Here is an 18,679-nt window from a genome sequence, read left to right as displayed (position 1 = left end):
GGGTTCGGCTGGAGGATGTGGCGTTCTCGCTGGCGACGTCGCGTGCGGTGCTGGAGCGTCGTGCGGTGGTCGTGGGGGAGGAGCTTGGGGAGTTCCGCCGGGGGTTGGAGGGGCTTGTTTCCGGGGCTGCTCCGGTGGGCGGTGTCGTTGGGGCAAGGTGGGGTTCTTGTTCTCGGGTCAGGGGTCGCAGCGGTTGGGGATGGGGCGTGAGCTGTACGGGTCCTATCCGGTGTTCGCGGCGGCGTACGACGAGGTGTGTGCGCTTTTGGACGCGCCGGTCGATGTCGACTCGGAGGAGCTCGACCAGACGGGGTCGACGCAGCCGGCGTTGTTCGCCGTTGAGGTGGCGTTGTTCCGGCTGCTGGAGTCGTGGGGCATCCGGCCGGATTACGTGGCCGGTCACTCGGTGGGTGAGATTGCGGCTGCTCATGTGGCGGGTGTGTTGTCGCTGGAGGATGCGGCGAAGTTGGTGTCGGCGCGTGCGGCGTTGATGCAGGCGTTGCCCGCGGGTGGTGCGATGGTCGCGGTTCAGGCGACCGAGGAGGAGGTGCTGCCGCACCTGACCGACGGCGTCGGTATCGCGGCGGTCAACGGCCCGCGGTCCGTTGTGGTTTCCGGTGCTGAGGACGCGGTGCTGGAGATTGCTGAGGTCTTCAGTCAACAGGGCCGTAAGACAAGCTGGTTGAAGGTCAGTCACGCGTTCCATTCGCCGTTGATGGATCCGATGCTGGCGGAGTTCGCGGAGGCTGTTCGTGGTCTGTCGTTCAACGAGCCGCGGATTCCCGTCGTTTCGAATCTCACCGGCCGGCTGGCCGAGCCGTACACGCCGGAGTACTGGGTGCGGCACGTGCGTGAGGCGGTGCGTTTCGCCGACGGCGTGCGGAGCCTGCACGAGCTGGGTGTGACCACGTTCGTGGAGATCGGCCCCGGTGGTGTCCTCAGTGGCATGGCGCAGGGCTGTGTGGACGACGTCGTCACCATCCCCGTACTCCGAGCCGACCGCCCCGAGCCGTACGCGCTCGTCACCGCCGTCGGGCAGTTGCACACCCATGGCATCTCGCCCGACTGGCAGGCGTTCTTCCCGGGCGCCCGGCGCGTCGACCTGCCGACGTACGCCTTCCAGCGCGAGCGCTACTGGCTCGATGCGCCTCAGGCGGCGACCGTCGGCGCCCCGGAGGCGGTGGACGCAGAGTTCTGGGACTCCGTCGAGAGCGAGGACCGGGCGTCTCTCGGTGCGCTCCTGGGACTGGAGCCCGCCGAACTGGACGTGGTCGCACCCAAGCTGTCCGCCTGGCGCCGGCAGCGGCGCGAGCGGTCCACCGCCGACGGCTGGCGCTACCGGATCACCTGGCAGCCGCTCGGCGACCTGGCCGGGGCCGCTCCGCCGGGGACCTGGCTCTACGTGGTCTCGGAGGAGACCGCATGGACCGAGGCGATCCGCGCCGGGCTCACGGAACTCGGCGTCGCGCTCGTACCGTTCGCCGTGGGCGAGGACACCGACCGCGACGCGCTCGCCCGGGCCTTCGCCGACGCCGGGCACGAGCACGCCGACGGCATCCTGTTCGCCGCAGCACAGGGAGCAGCGGGGACGGACGCCCTCCAGCGGCTCGTCCTGCTCGTCCAGGCCCTCGGCGACGCCGGGATCGAGGCCCCGCTGTGGTGCCTGACCAGCGGCGCCGTGTCGACCGGCACGGCGGACCCGCTGACCGACCCCGTCTCCGCCCAGCTCTGGGGCCTGGGCAGGGTCGTCGCCCTGGAACAGCCGCAGCGCTGGGGCGGGCTCGTCGACCTGCCCGCCGAGCTCGACTCCCGCGCGCTGGAGCGGCTTTCCGGCCTGCTGGCCCAGGCCGACGAGGACCAGCTCGCCGTACGCGCCTCCGGCGTGTCCGGCCGCCGCCTCGTGCGCGCGCCGCAGAGCGCGGCACCGGCGGAGGCACCCTGGTCGCCGCGCGGCACCGTGCTCGTGACCGGTGGTACGGGCGCGCTGGGCGGGCACGTGGCCCGCTGGCTCGCCGGTGCCGGTGCCGAGCACCTGGTGCTCACCAGCCGCCGGGGCCCCGAAGCCCCGGGCGCCGCCGAACTCAAGGCGGAGCTGGAGGAGTTGGGCGCTCAGGTCACCGTCGCCGCGTGCGATGCGGCCGACCGCGACGCGCTCGCCGAGTTGTTCGGCCGGCACACCGTGAACGCCGTGGTGCACACCGCAGGCGTACTCGACGACGGCCTGGTCGAATCGCTCACACTCGAGCGCCTCGACCACGTGCTGCGCCCCAAGGTGGACGCAGCGCTCCACCTGCACGAACTCACCCGGGACCGCCAGGACCTCGACGCGTTCGTGCTCTTCTCCTCGATGACCGGTGTCTGGGGCAACGGCGGCCAGGGCGCCTACGGTGCCGCGAACGCCTTCCTCGACGCCCTCGCCGAGCAGCGCCGCGCGCAGGGCCTGCCCGCGCTGGCCGTCGCGTGGGGATCCTGGGCGGACGGAGGCATGGCCGACGGCGCCGCCGGTGACCACCTGCGGCGGCGCGGCGTACGGGCGATCGCGTCCCTCCCCGCGATCTCCGTGCTGCACGGTGCGCTGACCCACGGCGAGACCTCCGTGACCGTCGCGGACGTGGACTGGGAGCGCTTCGTCCCGGCCTTCGCCGGCACGCGGCCCTGCCCGCTGCTGCACGGCGTGCCCGAGGCCCGCAAGGCCCTCGAAGCACGCGCCCAGGCCGCGCAGAGCGCCGAAGTGCCCGCGTCCGCGCTGGTCCAGCGCCTCCTCGCCGCCACGCCGGGGGAGCGGGGCCGCATCCTGCTGGACCTGGTCCGCGAGCAGGCCGCCATGGTGCTCGGCCACACGGGCAAGGGCGCCTTCGAAGCCGACCGGACCTTCCGCGAGACCGGCTTCGACTCGCTCACCGCCGTCGAACTGCGCCACAGGCTCACCACGGCCACCGGCCTCAAGCTGCCCACCACCCTGGTCTTCGACCACCCGACCCCCACCGCCCTCGCCGGTCACCTGGGCGAGGAACTCCTCGGCCGGCCCGGGCTGGAGGCGGACGCCGCGCGGGCGACGGCCGCCGCCACGGCCGACGAGCCCCTCGCGATCGTCAGCATGAGCTGCCGCTTCCCCGGCGGCGTCCAGTCGCCGGAGGACCTGTGGGAGCTGCTGAGCTCCGGCCGGGACGCGATGTCCGGCTTCCCCACCGACCGCGGCTGGGACATCGACGCGCTCTACGACCCCGACCCCGACCGGCCCGGCAGGACGTACGCCCGCGAGGGCGGCTTCCTCCAGGGCGCCGACCGCTTCGACGCGGGTCTCTTCGGGATCTCGCCGCGCGAGGCGCTGGCCATGGACCCGCAGCAGCGGCTGCTGCTGGAGACCGCGTGGGAGGCCTTCGAGCGCGCCGGTATCGCCCCCGCGTCCGTCCGCGCCAGCCGTACCGGTGTCTTCATCGGCACCAACGGCCAGGACTACGCCAGTGGTCTGCGCAACGCGCCCGAGGGGATAGAGGGGTACGCGCTCACCGGCAAGGCGGCCTCGGTCGTCTCCGGGCGCATCTCCTACACGTTCGGCCTCGAGGGTCCGGCGGTCACGGTCGACACGGCGTGCTCGTCGTCGCTCGTGGCCCTCCATCTCGCCGCGCAGGCACTGCGGAGCGGCGAGTGCTCGATGGCCCTGGTCGGGGGCGTCACCGTCATGACCACACCGGACCTCTTCGTGGAGTTCAGCCGGCAGCGCGGGCTGTCGCCGGACGGCCGGTGCAAGGCGTTCGCGGCCGGTGCCGACGGGACGGGCTGGGGCGAAGGCGTCGGCCTGCTGTTGGTGGAGCGGCTCAGCGACGCCGAGCGCAACGGCCACCGCGTGCTGGCCGTGGTGCGGGGCAGCGCGGTGAACCAGGACGGTGCGTCGAACGGTCTGACGGCGCCCAACGGTCCGGCGCAGCAGCGGGTGATCCGGCAGGCGCTGGCGTCCGCCGGGCTCGCGCCGGCCGACGTGGACGCCGTCGAGGCGCACGGTACGGGCACCCGGCTCGGCGATCCGATCGAGGCGCAGGCGCTCCTCGCCACGTACGGGCAGGAACATTCCGACGACCGGCCGGTGTGGCTGGGCTCGGTCAAATCCAACATCGGCCACACGCAGGCCGCCGCGGGCGTCGCCGGTGTGATCAAGATGGTGCTGGCGATGCAGTACGGCGTGCTGCCGCAGACGCTCCATGTGGACGAGCCGACCGCGCACGTCGACTGGTCGGCGGGCGCCGTACGGCTGCTGACCGAGCCGGTGCAGTGGCCCGGGACCGCCAGGCCCCGCCGGGCCGCGGTGTCGTCCTTCGGTATCGGCGGCACCAACGCACACACGATCATCGAGGAGGCACCCGCCGCGGCCGTGGCCGAGCCGGCCCGGCACCACCGCCCAGTGCCCGTGCCGTGGGTGCTGTCGGCAAAGAGCGAAGAGGCGCTGCGGGCCCAGGCCGAGCGTCTGCTGGCCTTCGCGACCGACGACGTGTCGCCCGTCGACGCCGGATTCTCGTCGGCCACCACGCGGTCGGCGCTGGAGCACCGGGCCGCGGTGATCGGCACCGACCCGGCCGAGCTGCGGGCGGGACTGGAGGCCCTCGCGGCAGGCGAGCCGGCGGCGAACGTCGTCGCCGCGCGCGCTCACTCGGCGGACAAGGTCGGGTTCTTGTTCTCGGGTCAGGGGTCGCAGCGGTTGGGGATGGGGCGTGAACTCTACGACGCCTTCTCTGTGTTCGCGGCGGCGTACGACGAGGTGTGCGCGCTTTTGGACGCGCCGGTCGATGTCGACTCGGAGGAGCTCGACCAGACGGGTTCGACGCAGCCGGCGTTGTTCGCGGTTGAGGTGGCGTTGTTCCGGTTGCTGGAGTCGTGGGGTGTGCGGCCGGATTACGTGGCCGGTCACTCGGTGGGTGAGATTGCGGCTGCTCATGTGGCGGGTGTGTTGTCGCTGGAGGATGCGGCGAAGTTGGTGTCGGCGCGTGCGGCGTTGATGCAGGCGTTGCCCGCGGGTGGTGCGATGGTCGCGGTTCAGGCGACCGAGGAGGAGGTGCTGCCGCACCTGACCGACGGCGTCGGTATCGCGGCGGTCAACGGCCCGCAGTCGGTGGTGGTTTCCGGTGCTGAGGACGCGGTGCTGGAGATTGCTGAGGTCTTCACTCGACAGGGCCGTAAGACAAGCCGGTTGAAGGTCAGTCACGCGTTCCATTCGCCGTTGATGGATCCGATGCTGGAGGAGTTCGCGGAGGCTGTTCGCGGTCTGTCGTTCAACGAGCCGCGGATTCCCGTCGTTTCGAACCTCACCGGCCGGCTGGCCGAGCCGTACACGCCGGAGTACTGGGTGCGGCACGTGCGTGAGGCGGTGCGCTTCGCCGACGGCGTGCGGACCCTGCACGAGCTGGGTGTGACCACGTTCGTGGAGATCGGCCCCGGTGGTGTCCTCAGCGGTATGGCGCAGGGCTGTGTGGACGACGTCGTCACCATCCCCGTACTCCGAGCCGACCGCCCCGAACAGCAGGCCGTCACCACCGGGTACGCCCAACTGCACGTCACCGGCGCCGAAGTGGACTGGCACGCCTTCTACCCGGGCGCCCGGCGGATCGACCTGCCCACGTACGCCTTCCAGCACGAGCGCTACTGGATCGACGCGCCCGCCTCCGCCGGTGACATGCGCGCGGTGGGGCAGGGCGAAGCCGGTCACCCGCTCCTGGGCGCCGCCGTGCCGCTGGCCGGCGACGACGGACACCTGCTCACCGGGCGGCTCTCGACGCACACGCACCCGTGGCTGGTGGACCACGCCGTCCGTGGGGTCGCACTCCTGCCGGGAACCGCGTTCGTCGAGCTGGCGATCACGGCTGCGGACGCCGTGGGCTGCGACCTGGTGGAAGAGCTGACGCTGGAGACACCGCTGCTCGTGCCCGAGCGCGGCGGCGTCGCCGTACAGGTGCGCGTCGGCGCCGACGACGGCTCGGGCCGCAGGCCGCTGACCGTGCACTCGCGCAGCGACGACGGGGACGTGTGCGCCCACGAGGACGACTCCGAGCGGCCGTGGGTCCGGCACGCGTCCGGCTCGCTGACCGTCGCCACGGGAGGGCCCGTGGACGGCTCGCTCGCCGCGTGGCCGCCCGTGGGTGCGGAGCCGGTCGACGTCGACGGCTTCTACGACCGCCTCGCCGGCATGGCGCTCGACTACGGCCCCGTCTTCCAGGGGCTGCGCGCCGCGTGGCGCAGCGGCGACGACTTCTTCGCCGAGGTGGAGCTGCCCGGCGCGGAGCGGACGGACGCGGGCGCGTACGGCCTGCACCCCGCGCTGTTCGACGCCGCCCTGCACACCGTCTGGCTGGGCGCGGTCGAGCCCGAGGCCGGGACGGGCAACGGGCTGCTGCCGTTCGCCTGGAGCGGCGTGCGCCTGGCGGCTGCCGGAGCCTCCGGCCTGCGCGTGAAGGTCTCGCGCGCCGGGACCTCCACGGTGTCGCTGGTGCTGGCCGACGGCACCGGTGAGCCGGTCGCGCAGGTCGACTCGCTGACGCTGCGCCCGGTGCCCGCCGACCGGTTGCGCACCGGTTCCGGCAGCGACGACGCGGTCTTCGGCCTGGAGTGGACGCCGGTCGGCCTGCCGTCCGCGCCGGCTGGCATGAGGATCGAGACGTACGACGATCTCGCCGCTCTTCGGGCCGCTGCCTCGCCGGCGGACACCGATGCCGATACCGATGCCGGGGCCGTCGTCGATGCCGTGGTCGTGCCGTGCCCGACCGGAGCCGGCGCGGACCTGGCCACCCGGGTCCGTGAGGTCACCCACGCCGTGCTGGAGCTGGTGCAGTGGTGGCTGGCCGAGGAACGCCCGGCGCGCCTGGTGCTGGTGATGCGTACGGGCGACCTCGCCCAGTCGGCGGTCCGCGGTCTGGTGCGCTCGGCGCAGACCGAGAACCCCGACCGCATCGTGCTGGTCGAGACCTCAAGGGATGCCCGCGCCGACGCCGGTCTCGCCCGGGTGCTGCCCGGCCTGATCGCGTCGGGTGAGCCGCAGGCCGCGGTGCACGCGGACGACGAGGTCCGGGTGCCGAGGCTGGTCCGCGTCGCCGCGCCGGACGCGGAGCCGGAGCATCCCGGCCTCGGCTCCGGCACCGTCCTGCTGACCGGTGCGTCGGGCGGGCTGGGCGGGCTGTTCGCCCGGCACCTGGTCGCCGAGCACGGCGTCCGCAGTCTGCTGCTCGTCAGCCGCCGCGGCGGGAACGCACCCGGCGCGGCCGAACTCGCCGCCGAACTGACCGAGCAGGGCGCCGACGTCACCTGGGCCGCGTGTGATGTGGCCGACCGCGACGCCGTCCGCGCACTCCTGGCCGGGCCCGGGCAGAACCTGTCCGCGATCATTCACACCGCCGGCGTCCTGGACGACGGAACCATCGGCTCGCTGACCCCCGAGCGGCTGGACACCGTGTTCCGCCCGAAGGTGGACGCGACGCTGAACCTGCACGACCTGGCGGCCGAGTTGTCCGGCGACCTGTCCGCGTTCGTGCTCTTCTCCTCGGTGGCGGGCACCCTCGGCACGCCGGGTCAGGGGAACTACGCCGCTGCCAACACTTTCCTCGACGCCCTCGCCGAGCACCGCCGTGCCGCCGGCCTGCCCGCTACGTCGCTGGCCTGGGGCCTGTGGGCGCAGGACAGCGAGAGCGCCATGACCGGCGGCCTCGACCACACCGATCTCACGCGCATCAAGCGCATGGGCCTCGCCGCGATCCCGTCGGCGGACGGCCTGCGGATGTTCGACGCGGCACTGGCCACCGACCGGGCAGGAGTCGCCCCGATCCGGCTCGACACGTCCGCCTTCCGCGACGGACAGGGGCAGCCCGTGCCGCCGGTCCTGCGCGCACTGGTGCGGGTCGCGCCGGTGCGGCGCACGGCGCAGAGCGCGCCGAAGGGATCGCTGGGTCAGCGGCTGGCCGGGCTGCCGGAGGCCGAGCGCGAGCAGGCGGTGCTGGACCTGGTGCGTACCGAGGTCGCCGCCGTGCTCGGGCACGCCGGCACACGGTCGGTCGGCGCGGACGACTCGTTCAAGGACATCGGGTTCGACTCGCTGACCGCCGTCGAACTGCGCAACCGGCTCAACTCGGCCGTCGGCACACGCCTGCCCGCCACCCTGATCTTCGACTACCCGAACCCGCTCACCCTCGCCCGCTTCCTGACCGCCGAAGCCGCGGGCTCCGGCGAGGCGGCGGCAGCCGCGCCGGTGACCCTCTCGACGGCCACCGGAACGGCGGACGAACCCATCGCGATCGTGGGCATGGCCTGCCGCTACCCCGGCGGCGTGCGGTCGCCCGAAGACCTGTGGCAGCTGGTGTTCTCCGGCCGCGACGCCGTGTCGGGCTTCCCCGAGGACCGCGGCTGGGACGTGGAGAAGCTCTACGACCCGAACCCCGACCAGTGGGGCACCAGTTACACCCGAGAGGGCGGCTTCCTCCACGACGCGGCGGACTTCGACGCCGAGTTCTTCGGGATCTCGCCGCGTGAGGCGCTGGCGATGGACCCGCAGCAGCGGTTGCTGCTGGAGACGTCGTGGGAGGCGTTCGAGCGGGCCGGGATCGACCCGGCGACGGTGCGGGGCAGCAGGACCGGTGTCTTCGCCGGCGTGATGTACCACGACTACGGCGGACGCGTGCACACCTCGCCGGCGGGTCTGGAGGGCTACCTCGTCAACGGCAGCGCGGGCAGCGTCGCTTCGGGGCGCGTCTCGTACACCTTCGGGCTTGAGGGCCCGGCGGTCACCGTCGACACCGCGTGCTCGTCGTCGCTGGTGGCGCTGCACCTGGCGACCCAGGCGCTGCGCAGCGGCGAGTGCTCGATGGCCCTCGTCGGCGGCGTCACGGTGATGGCAGGCCCGTCCGTGTTCGTGGAGTTCAGCCGTCAGCGCGGTCTGTCGGCGGACGGCCGCTGCAAGGCGTTCGCCGCCGCTGCGGACGGTACGGGGTGGGCGGAGGGCGCGGGCATGCTGCTGGTGGAGCGGCTGTCCGACGCCCGCCGCAACGGGCACCGGGTGCTGGCCGTGGTGCGGGGCAGTGCCGTGAACCAGGACGGTGCGTCCAACGGCCTGACGGCGCCGAACGGTCCGGCGCAGCAGCGGGTCATCCGCCAGGCCCTGGCATCGGCCGGTCTGTCTCCCGCCCAGATCGACGTCGTGGAGGCGCACGGTACGGGTACGACGCTGGGTGACCCGATCGAGGCGCAGGCGCTGATCGCCACGTACGGTCAGGAGCGGTCGGAGGACCGGCCGTTGTGGCTGGGTTCGCTGAAGTCGAACATCGGTCATGCGCAGGCGGCTGCGGGTGTCGGTGGTGTGATCAAGATGGTCATGGCGATGCGGCACGGTGTGCTGCCGCAGACGCTGCACGTGGACGAGCCGACGCCGCATGTGGACTGGTCGGCGGGCGCGGTGCGGCTGCTGACCGAGGCCGTGGAGTGGCCTGAGCGCGACAGGCCGCGCCGGGCCGCGGTGTCCTCCTTCGGTGTGAGCGGCACCAATGCGCACGTGATCGTCGAGCAGGCGCCTGGCGTTGCGGAGGTGTCCCCGGCCTCGGCCTCGGGTGCGGTCGTGCCGTGGGTGCTGTCGGCGAAGAGCGATGCGGCGCTGCGGGAGCAGGCGGGCCGGCTGCTGTCCTTCCTGGACGCCGAGGGCGTCGAGGGCGTCGGGGACGCTGGGGTTCGGCTGGAGGACGTGGCCTTCTCGCTGGCGACGTCGCGTGCGGTGCTGGAGCGTCGTGCGGTGGTCGTGGGGGAGGAGCTTGGGGAGTTCCGGCAGGGGTTGGAGGGGCTTGTTTCCGGGGCTGCTCCGGTGGGCGGTGCCGTCGGGGGCAAGGTCGGGTTCTTGTTCTCGGGTCAGGGGTCGCAGCGGTTGGGGATGGGGCGCGAACTCTACGACGCCTTCCCGGTGTTCGCGGCGGCGTACGACGAGGTGTGTGCGCTTTTGGACGCGCCGGTCGACGTCGACTCGGACGAGCTCGACCAGACGGGTTCGACACAGCCCGCCCTCTTCGCTGTCGAGGTCGCCCTGTTCCGGCTTCTCGAATCGTGGGGCCTCCGGCCGGATTACGTGGCCGGTCATTCGGTGGGTGAGATTGCGGCTGCTCATGTGGCGGGTGTGTTGTCGCTGGAGGATGCGGCGAAGTTGGTGTCGGCGCGTGCGGCGTTGATGCAGGCGTTGCCCGCGGGTGGTGCGATGGTGGCGGTACAGGCGGCTGAGGACGAGGTGCTGCCTTATGTGACCGACGAGGTCGGTATCGCCGCGGTCAACGGCCCGCGGTCCGTTGTCGTCTCCGGTGCTGAGGACGCGGTCACGGCGATGACCGAGGTGTTTGCCGGTCAGGGTCGTAAGACAAGCCGGTTGAGGGTCAGTCATGCGTTCCATTCGCCGTTGATGGATCCGATGCTGGAGGAGTTCGCGGAGGCTGTTCGTGGTCTGTCGTTCAACGAGCCGCGGATTCCCGTCGTTTCGAATCTCACCGGTCGGCTGGCCGAGCCGTACACGTCGGAGTACTGGGTGCGGCACGTGCGTGAGGCGGTGCGTTTCGCCGATGGCGTGCGGAGCCTGCACGAGCTGGGTGTGACCACGTTCGTGGAGATCGGCCCCGGTGGTGTCCTCAGTGGTATGGCGCAGGGCTGTGTGGACGACGTCGTCACCATCCCCGTACTCCGAGCCGACCGCCCCGAGCCGTATGCGCTCGTCACCGCCGTCGGGCAGTTGCACACCCATGGCATCTCGCCCGACTGGCAGGCGTTCTTCCCGGGCGCCCGGCGCGTCGACCTGCCGACGTACGCCTTCCAGCGCGAGCGCTACTGGCTCGATGCGCCTCAGGCGTCCGGTGACGTCCGGGCCGCCGGCCTGGGGGCGACGGACCATCCGTTGCTCGGTGCCGCGATCGCGACGGCCGACAGCGACGGGGTCCTGCTCACCGGGCTGCTCTCCCTCGAAACCCACCCGTGGCTCGCCGACCACGCCGTGAACGGTACCGTTCTGCTGCCCGGCACCGCGTTCGTCGAGTTGGCGATCAGGGCGGGCGACGAGACGGGGTGCGGATGGATCGAAGACCTCACCCTTGAGCTTCCCTTGGTCGTGCCCGAGCGCGGTGGCGTCGCCCTTCAGGTGGCTGTCGGCCCGGAGGACGAGTCAGGCCGGCGGCGGCTGAGCGTGCACTCGCGTGTCGGCGACGGTGCGTGGCTGCGGCACGCGACGGGTGTGCTGTCCTCGGCGGAGGCACCGCCCGCCGCGGACCTCGGCGCGTGGCCGCCGGCTGGTGCGGAGGCCGTCGACCTGACGGCGTTCTACGAGGGCATGGCCGCTGCGGGCCTGGACTACGGTCCGGTCTTCCAGGGCCTGCGCTCGGTGTGGCGCGGCGCGGACGACGTCTTCGCCGAGGTCGAGCTGCCCGCGGAGCCTGCTGCCGAGGCGGCGGCGTTCGCACTGCACCCGGCGCTGCTGGACGCCGCCCTGCACGCACTGGCCGCCGGGGGGCTGGTGTCGCTGGACGACAGCCCGGCCCTGCCGTTCGCGTGGTCCGGCGTCGTCGTGCGGGCGGCCGGTGCGGCGATGGCGCGGGTGAAGCTGTCGCGGACGGCCACCGGTTCGGTGACGCTGGCCGTGGCCGATGGCGCCGGTGACCCGGTGGCCTCGGTCGAGTCGCTGTCGTTGCGGGCCGTCTCGGCGGAGCAGTTGCGCGGTGCCGGTGGCGGCGATCAGCTGTTCGGGCTGGAGTGGACACCGTTCACTCTTCCCTCCGCCACCGAGGCGCTGGTGATCGAGACCGTCGCGGACTTCGACGCACTGCGGGCGTCGGAAGGGGCACCGGACGTCGTCGTCGTTCCGTGCCCGGCGGGGTCCGGTGCGGAGACCGCCGACCGCGTGCACAGCACCACGAGCGAGGTGTTGGCGTTGGTGCAGTGGTGGTTGGCGGAGGATGGTGCGGGGCGTTTGGCGTTGGCGACGCGTCCGGGTGATCTGGCTCATGCCGCGGTTTGGGGGCTCGTGCGGTCGGCGCAGTCGGAGAACCCGGACCGGATCGTGCTGGTGGAGGCCGAGGAGACGGAAGCAGTCGTACGTGTGCTGCCCGCCGTGCTCGCTGCCGGTGAGTCGCAGTTCGCGGTGCATGACGGGGAGGTGTTCGTACCGCGCCTGGTGAAGGTGACCGGGACCGCCGCCGGCTCGCCGGACTTCGGCGCGGGCACCGTCCTCGTGACCGGCGCGTCCGGGTCGCTGGGCGGGCTCGTCGCCCGGCACCTGGTCGCCGAGCACGGCGTGCGCAGCCTGCTGCTGCTCAGCCGGCGCGGGGCGCAGGCACCCGGCGCGGTCGAGCTGGAGGCCGAACTGACCGCATGGGGCGCCGAGGTGCGCTGGGCTGCCTGCGACGCGGCCGACCGGGACGCCCTCGCCGCGGTGCTGGCCGGCACACCGGTGACTGCCGTGGTGCACACCGCGGGTGTTCTCGACGACGGCGTGATCGCCGCGCTCACCCCGGAGCGCATGGCGAAGGTGCTGCGTCCGAAGGCCGACGCCGTGCTCAACCTCCATGAGCTGACGAGCGACCTGTCGGCGTTCGTCGTCTTCTCCTCCGTGTCCGGAATCCTGGGCAGCGCGGGACAGGGCAATTACGCGGCGGCGAACACCTTCCTCGACGCCTTCGCCGAAGCCCGCCGCGCCCGGGGGCTCCCCGCCACGTCGCTGGCGTGGGGCCTGTGGGAGCAGGGCAGCGGCATGGCCGACCGGCTCGGCCAGGCGGACCTCACCCGGCTCAAGCGGGCGGGCCTGGCCCCGATAGCCGTCGACGAGGGACTGCGGCTGTTCGACGCGGCGCTGGCCCTGGACCGGGCCGTCGTCGCCCCGCTGCGGCTGGACCTGGGTGGGCTGCGGGGCACGGTGCCGCCGGTCCTGCGAGGGCTGCGCGGCCCCGTACGGGGCACCGCGCGCCGCACGGCGCAGACCGCGCCGAAGGGATCGCTGGGTCAGCGGCTGGCCGGGCTGCCCGAGGCCGAGCGCGGGCAGGTGGTGCTGGACCTGGTGCGTACCGAGGTCGCCGCCGTGCTCGGCCACGCCTCGGCCCAGGCCGTCCAGCCGGAACACGCGTTCCAGGACGCCGGTTTCGACTCGCTCACCTCGGTGGAGCTCCGCAACCGGCTGAACACGGCGACCGGGCTGCGGCTCCCCGCGACCATGGTCTTCGACCACCCCACGCCCGTCGCGCTCTCCCGTTTCCTGCTGGCCGAGACGCTGGGCGTCCAGGAGCGGTCCGAGGCCGCGGTCGCCGCGGTGACCGGGACGGACGAGCCGATCGCGATCGTGGGCATGGCCTGCCGGTTCCCCGGTGACGTGCGGTCGCCCGAAGACCTGTGGAGCCTCGTCGCCTCCGGCGGCGACGCGATCTCGGGATTCCCCGAGGACCGCGGCTGGGACGTCGAGCACCTCTACGACCCGGACCCCGACCGCTCCGGCAAGTCCTACGTGCGCCACGGCGGCTTCCTGCACGAGGCTGCCGCGTTCGACCCGGCCTTCTTCGGGATCTCGCCGCGTGAGGCGCTGGCGATGGACCCGCAGCAGCGGTTGCTGCTGGAGACGTCGTGGGAGGCGTTCGAGCGGGCCGGGATCGACCCGGCGACGGTGCGGGGCAGCAGGACCGGTGTCTTCGCCGGCGTGATGTACCACGACTACGGCGGGCGCGTGAAAACGGCTCCGGAGGGCATGGACGCCTACCTGGGCAGCGGCAGCGCGGGCAGCATCGCCTCCGGCCGGGTCTCGTACACCTTCGGGCTTGAGGGCCCGGCGGTCACGGTGGACACGGCGTGCTCGTCGTCGCTGGTGGCGCTGCACCTGGCGACCCAGGCGCTGCGCACCGGCGAGTGCTCGATGGCGCTGGTCGGCGGTGTCACCGTCATGGCGACTCCCTCGACGTTCGTGGAGTTCAGCCGTCAGCGCGGTCTGTCGGCGGACGGCCGCTGCAAGGCGTTCGCCGCCGGGGCCGACGGCACCGGCTGGGCGGAGGGCGCGGGCATGCTGCTGGTGGAGCGGCTGTCCGACGCCCGGCGCAACGGGCACCAGGTGCTGGCGGTGATCCGCGGTACGGCGGTGAACCAGGACGGCGCGTCGAACGGTCTGACAGCGCCGAACGGTCCCTCGCAACAGCGGGTGATCCGGCAGGCGCTGGCCAACGCCGGCCTGTCTTCGGATCAGGTCGACGCGGTGGAGGCGCACGGTACGGGTACGAAGCTGGGTGACCCGATCGAGGCGCAGGCGCTGATCGCCACGTACGGCCGGGAGCGGTCGGAGGAACGGCCGTTGTGGCTGGGCTCGCTGAAGTCGAACATCGGTCATGCGCAGGCGGCTGCGGGTGTCGGTGGTGTGATCAAGATGGTCATGGCGATGCGGCACGGTGTGCTGCCGCAGACCCTGCACGTGGACGAGCCGACGCCGCATGTGGACTGGTCGGCGGGCGCGGTGCGGCTGCTGACCGAGGCCGTGGAGTGGCCGGTGACCGACGCGCCGCGCCGTGCCGCCGTGTCGTCCTTCGGTATCAGCGGCACCAACGCCCACGTGATCGTCGAGCAGGCTCCCGCTTCGGCGGAGTTGCCGCCCGCGCCCGGCTCCGGCGTGGTCGTACCGTGGGTGCTGTCGGGCAGGACGCAGGCGGCGCTGCGGGCACAGGCGGAGCGCCTGCTGGCCCTGGTCCCGGACACGGACCTGCGGTCGGCCGACATCGGCTTCTCGCTCGCCACCACACGCTCGGCGATGGAGCACCGGGCCGCCGTGGTGGGGGAGGACCGGGACGAACTCCTTGAAGGGCTCCGCGCGCTGGCCGCAGGGGCCCCGTCCGCCGGGGTCGTCCTGGGTGAACCGGGCACCGGGGGCAAGGCCGGGTTCTTGTTCTCGGGTCAGGGCTCCCAGCGGATCGGCATGGGGCGCGAACTCTACGACGCCTTCCCGGTGTTCGCGGCGGCGTACGACGAGGTGTGTGCGCTTTTGGACGCGCCGGTCGACGTCGACTCGGACGAGCTCGACCAGACGGGTTCGACACAGCCCGCCCTCTTCGCTGTCGAGGTCGCCCTGTTCCGGCTTCTCGAATCGTGGGGCCTCCGGCCGGATTACGTGGCTGGTCACTCGGTGGGTGAGATTGCGGCTGCTCATGTGGCGGGTGTGTTGTCGCTGGAGGATGCGGCGAAGTTGGTGTGTGCGCGTGCGGCGTTGATGCAGGCGTTGCCCGCGGGTGGTGCGATGGTGGCGGTCCAGGCGGCTGAGGACGAGGTGCTGCCTTATGTGACCGACGAGGTCGGTATCGCCGCGGTCAACGGCCCGCGGTCCGTTGTCGTCTCCGGTGCTGAGGACGCGGTCACGGCGATGACCGAGGTGTTTGCCGGTCAGGGCCGTAAGACAAGCAAGTTGAAGGTCAGTCACGCGTTCCATTCGCCGTTGATGGATCCGATGCTGGCGGAGTTCGCGGAGGCCGTCGGCGGGTTGTCGTTCAACGAGCCGCGGATTCCCGTCGTTTCGAATCTCACCGGCCGGCTGGCCGAGCCGTACACGCCCGAGTACTGGGTGCGGCACGTGCGTGAGGCGGTCCGCTTCGCCGACGGGGTGCGGACCCTCCACGAGCTGGGCGTGACGACCTTCGTCGAGATCGGCCCCGGGGGCGTCCTCAGCGCCCTCGCCCAGGGCTGCTTCGACGACGGCACAGACATCGTCACCGTCCCCGTCGTACGGACCGACCGTCCCGAGCCGCAGGCCGTCGTCACCGCGCTCGCCGAGCTGCACGCCCACGGCGTGTCCCCGGACTGGCAGGCGTTCTTCCCGGGCGCCCGGCGCGTCGACCTGCCGACTTACGCCTTCCAGTACGAGCGCTACTGGCTGGACGCGCCCGAGGAGTTCACCGGCACAGCCGCTGCCGGACTCGGGCTGGGTGCGGCGGAGCACCCGTTGGCCGGTGCGGCTCTCGCGCTGCCCGGCGTCGGCGGGTTCCTGGTCACCGGGCGGCTCTCGCTCAGGACGCACCCCTGGCTCGCCGACCACACGGTCATGGACAGCGTGCTGCTGCCGGGAACCGCGCTCGTGGAGCTGGCGGTGCGTGCGGGCGACGAGGCCGGTTGCGCACAGGTCGAGGACCTGACGCTGGAGGCACCGCTGATCGTCCCGGACCGCGGCGGTGTGGCCGTGCAGGTGTGGGTCGGGGCCGAGGAGGAGCCGGGCAGGCGCGCGCTGAGCGTGCACTCGCGCCCAGAGGATGCCCCGGACGACGCGCCGTGGGTGCGGCACGCGGTCGGCTACCTGACGGACGCGCTGCCCGAGCCGCCGCACGGCGCGGACCTCGGCGCGTGGCCGCCGGCGGGTGCGGAGACCGTCGACCTGACCGGGTTCTACGAGGACTTGGACGGACTCGGCCTGGGCTACGGCCCGGTCTTCCGTGGCCTGCGGTCGGTGTGGCGCAGCGGGGACGACGTCCTCGCCGAGGTCGCCCTCCCCGAGGGCACGGAGGCGGGTGGGTTCGCCGTTCATCCGGCGCTGCTGGACGCGGCGCTCCACGCGATCGGCGCGGGCGGGCTCGTCCCCGTCGCCGACGGGCCCTTGCTGCCCTTCGCCTGGTCCGAAGTGGGCGTGCGTGCCGCGGGGGCGACGGCGCTGCGGGTCAAGGTCTCTCGCACGGGTACGGACGCGGTTTCGCTGACCGTGGCCGACGCCTCGGGTGGTCTGGTGGCCACGGTCGGCTCGCTGTCGCTGCGGCCGGTGTCACGTGAGCAGCTGCTCGCGGCGGGCGGCTCCGGCAGGCCTGCCGACGCCTCGCTGTTCGGCCTCGTATGGCAGCCCGCGGCCCTCGCGGAGGCCGACGCTGCCGCCGGGCTCGACGTACGGAGCTACGCGGACCTGGCCGCTCTGTCCGCCGAGCCCGCCCTTCCCGACGTCGCGGTGGTCACGGTCGTTCCGTGCCCGGCGGGGTCCGGTGCGGAGACCGCCGACCGTGTGCACGGCGTCGCGAGTGAGGTGTTGGCGTTGGTGCAGTGGTGGTTGGCGGAGGATGGTGCGGGGCGTTTGGTGTTGGTGACGCGTCCGGGTGTTCTGGCTCATGCCGCGGTGTGGGGGCTCGTGCGGTCGGCGCAGTCGGAGAACCCGGACCGGATCGTGCTGGTGGAGGCCGAGGAGACGGAGGCAGCCGTACGGGTGCTGCCCGCCGTGCTCGCTGCCGGTGAGTCGCAGTTCGCGGTCCGTGACGGGGAGGTGTTCGTACCGCGCTTGGCGAAGGTGACCGGGACCGCCGCCGGCTCGCCGGACTTCGGCGCGGGCACGGTCCTCGTGACCGGTGCGTCCGGGGCGCTGGGCGGGCTCGTCGCCCGGCACCTGGTGTCCGAGCACAAGGTACGCCGGCTCCTGCTGGCGAGCCGCCGGGGCGCGCACGCACCCGGCGCGGTCGAGCTGGAGTCCGAACTGACCGCATGGGGCGCCGAGGTGCGCTGGGCCGCCTGCGACGTCGCGGACGGGGAGGCCGTGTCCGCGATGCTGGACGGGCTCGGCGAGCATGCGCTGTCGGCCGTCGTGCACACCGCGGGTGTTCTCGACGACGGGGTCGTCGCCTCGGTCACACCGGAGAGGATGAGGGAAGTCTTCCGCCCCAAGGTGGACGCCGTGCTGAACCTGCACGAGTGCACCCGGGACATGCGCCTGGCCGCCTTCGTGGTGTTCTCGTCCGTCGCCGGAATGGTCGGCAGCGCCGGTCAGGCGAGCTACGCGGCGGCGAATTCCTTCCTCGACGCCTTCTCGGCGCACCGCCGCCGGGCGGGGCTGCCCACCACATCGCTGGCATGGGGGGTGTGGGAGCAGTCCGGTGCGATGACCGACGGCCTCGCCGAGGCCGACCGGGCGCGGATGGCGCGCAGCGGTGTGCTGCCGCTGCCGCCGGAGGAGGGGCTGCGGTTGTTCGACGCGGCACTGGCTTCGGACGAGGCGGTACTCGCCCCGGTCCGCATCGACACCGGCGCGCTGCGCGCCGGTGAAGCACCGCCGGTGCTGCGCGCCCTCGTGCCGGCCGCGCCCGCCCGCAGGACCGCGCAGTCCGCCGCCGCTTCCCCCGTTTCCTCCGTTTCCTCCGCGTCCTCGCTGGCCGAGCGCCTGGCGGGGCTGCCGGAGGCCGAGCGGGAGAAGGCCGTGCTGGACCTGGTCCGGGCCGAGGTGGCCGCGGTCCTGGGGCACGCGTCGGACCGTACGGTCCGGCCGGAACACGCCTTCCAGGACCTGGGTTTCGACTCCCTCACGGCCGTCGAACTGCGCAACCGGCTGAACAAGACCACCGGGCTGCGGCTCCCCGCGACGCTGGTCTTCGACCACCCGACACCCGCTCTCCTGGCCCGTCACGTGCTCACTGAAACGGCGGTTGCGGCCGAACCGGCCCTAGTGGATTCCCTACTTGCCGATCTGGACAGGGTCGAACAAGAATTGGTCACGAAGTTGTCGGAGAGTGAAGCTCGCGACCGGATCCTGTCAAAGCTCCAGGATGTATTGGCGATTGCCGGTGAATCCGGCAGGGCGCCGGTCCAGGAAGTCCCTGGTAAGGGCGACACCGATCTGGAATCGGCAACGGACGACGAAGTATTCGATCTGCTCGGCAAGGAATTCGGGATTTCCTGACCGCTCCGGCGCGTCCCGGTGGCCCTTGCCCAATTCCGG

At 72.6% G+C, this 18,679-nt stretch carries 1 protein-coding gene; it reads left to right on the top strand.

What is annotated here, in order from left to right:
- Nucleotides 1-199: 199 nt before the first annotated feature.
- Entirely contained in the window at nt 200-18,640 is an 18,441-nt protein-coding gene (locus BFF78_RS04560) for a type I polyketide synthase (RefSeq protein ID WP_099054820.1), read from the top strand.
- The last annotated feature ends 39 nt before the right edge of the window (nt 18,641-18,679 follow it).

Origin of the sequence: Streptomyces fodineus, from assembly GCF_001735805.1 — a bacterium.
Taxonomy (GTDB): domain Bacteria; phylum Actinomycetota; class Actinomycetes; order Streptomycetales; family Streptomycetaceae; genus Streptomyces; species Streptomyces fodineus.
The sequence above is the reverse complement of the archived record's forward strand: the minus strand, read 5'-3'. Positions and strand labels throughout refer to the sequence as shown.

Bases quoted from the DNA above. Each gene is read 5' to 3' on its own strand.
- BFF78_RS04560 (WP_099054820.1), top strand. From the start codon at position 200: ATGGGGCGTGAGCTGTACGGGTCCTATCCGGTGTTCGCGGCGGCGTAC.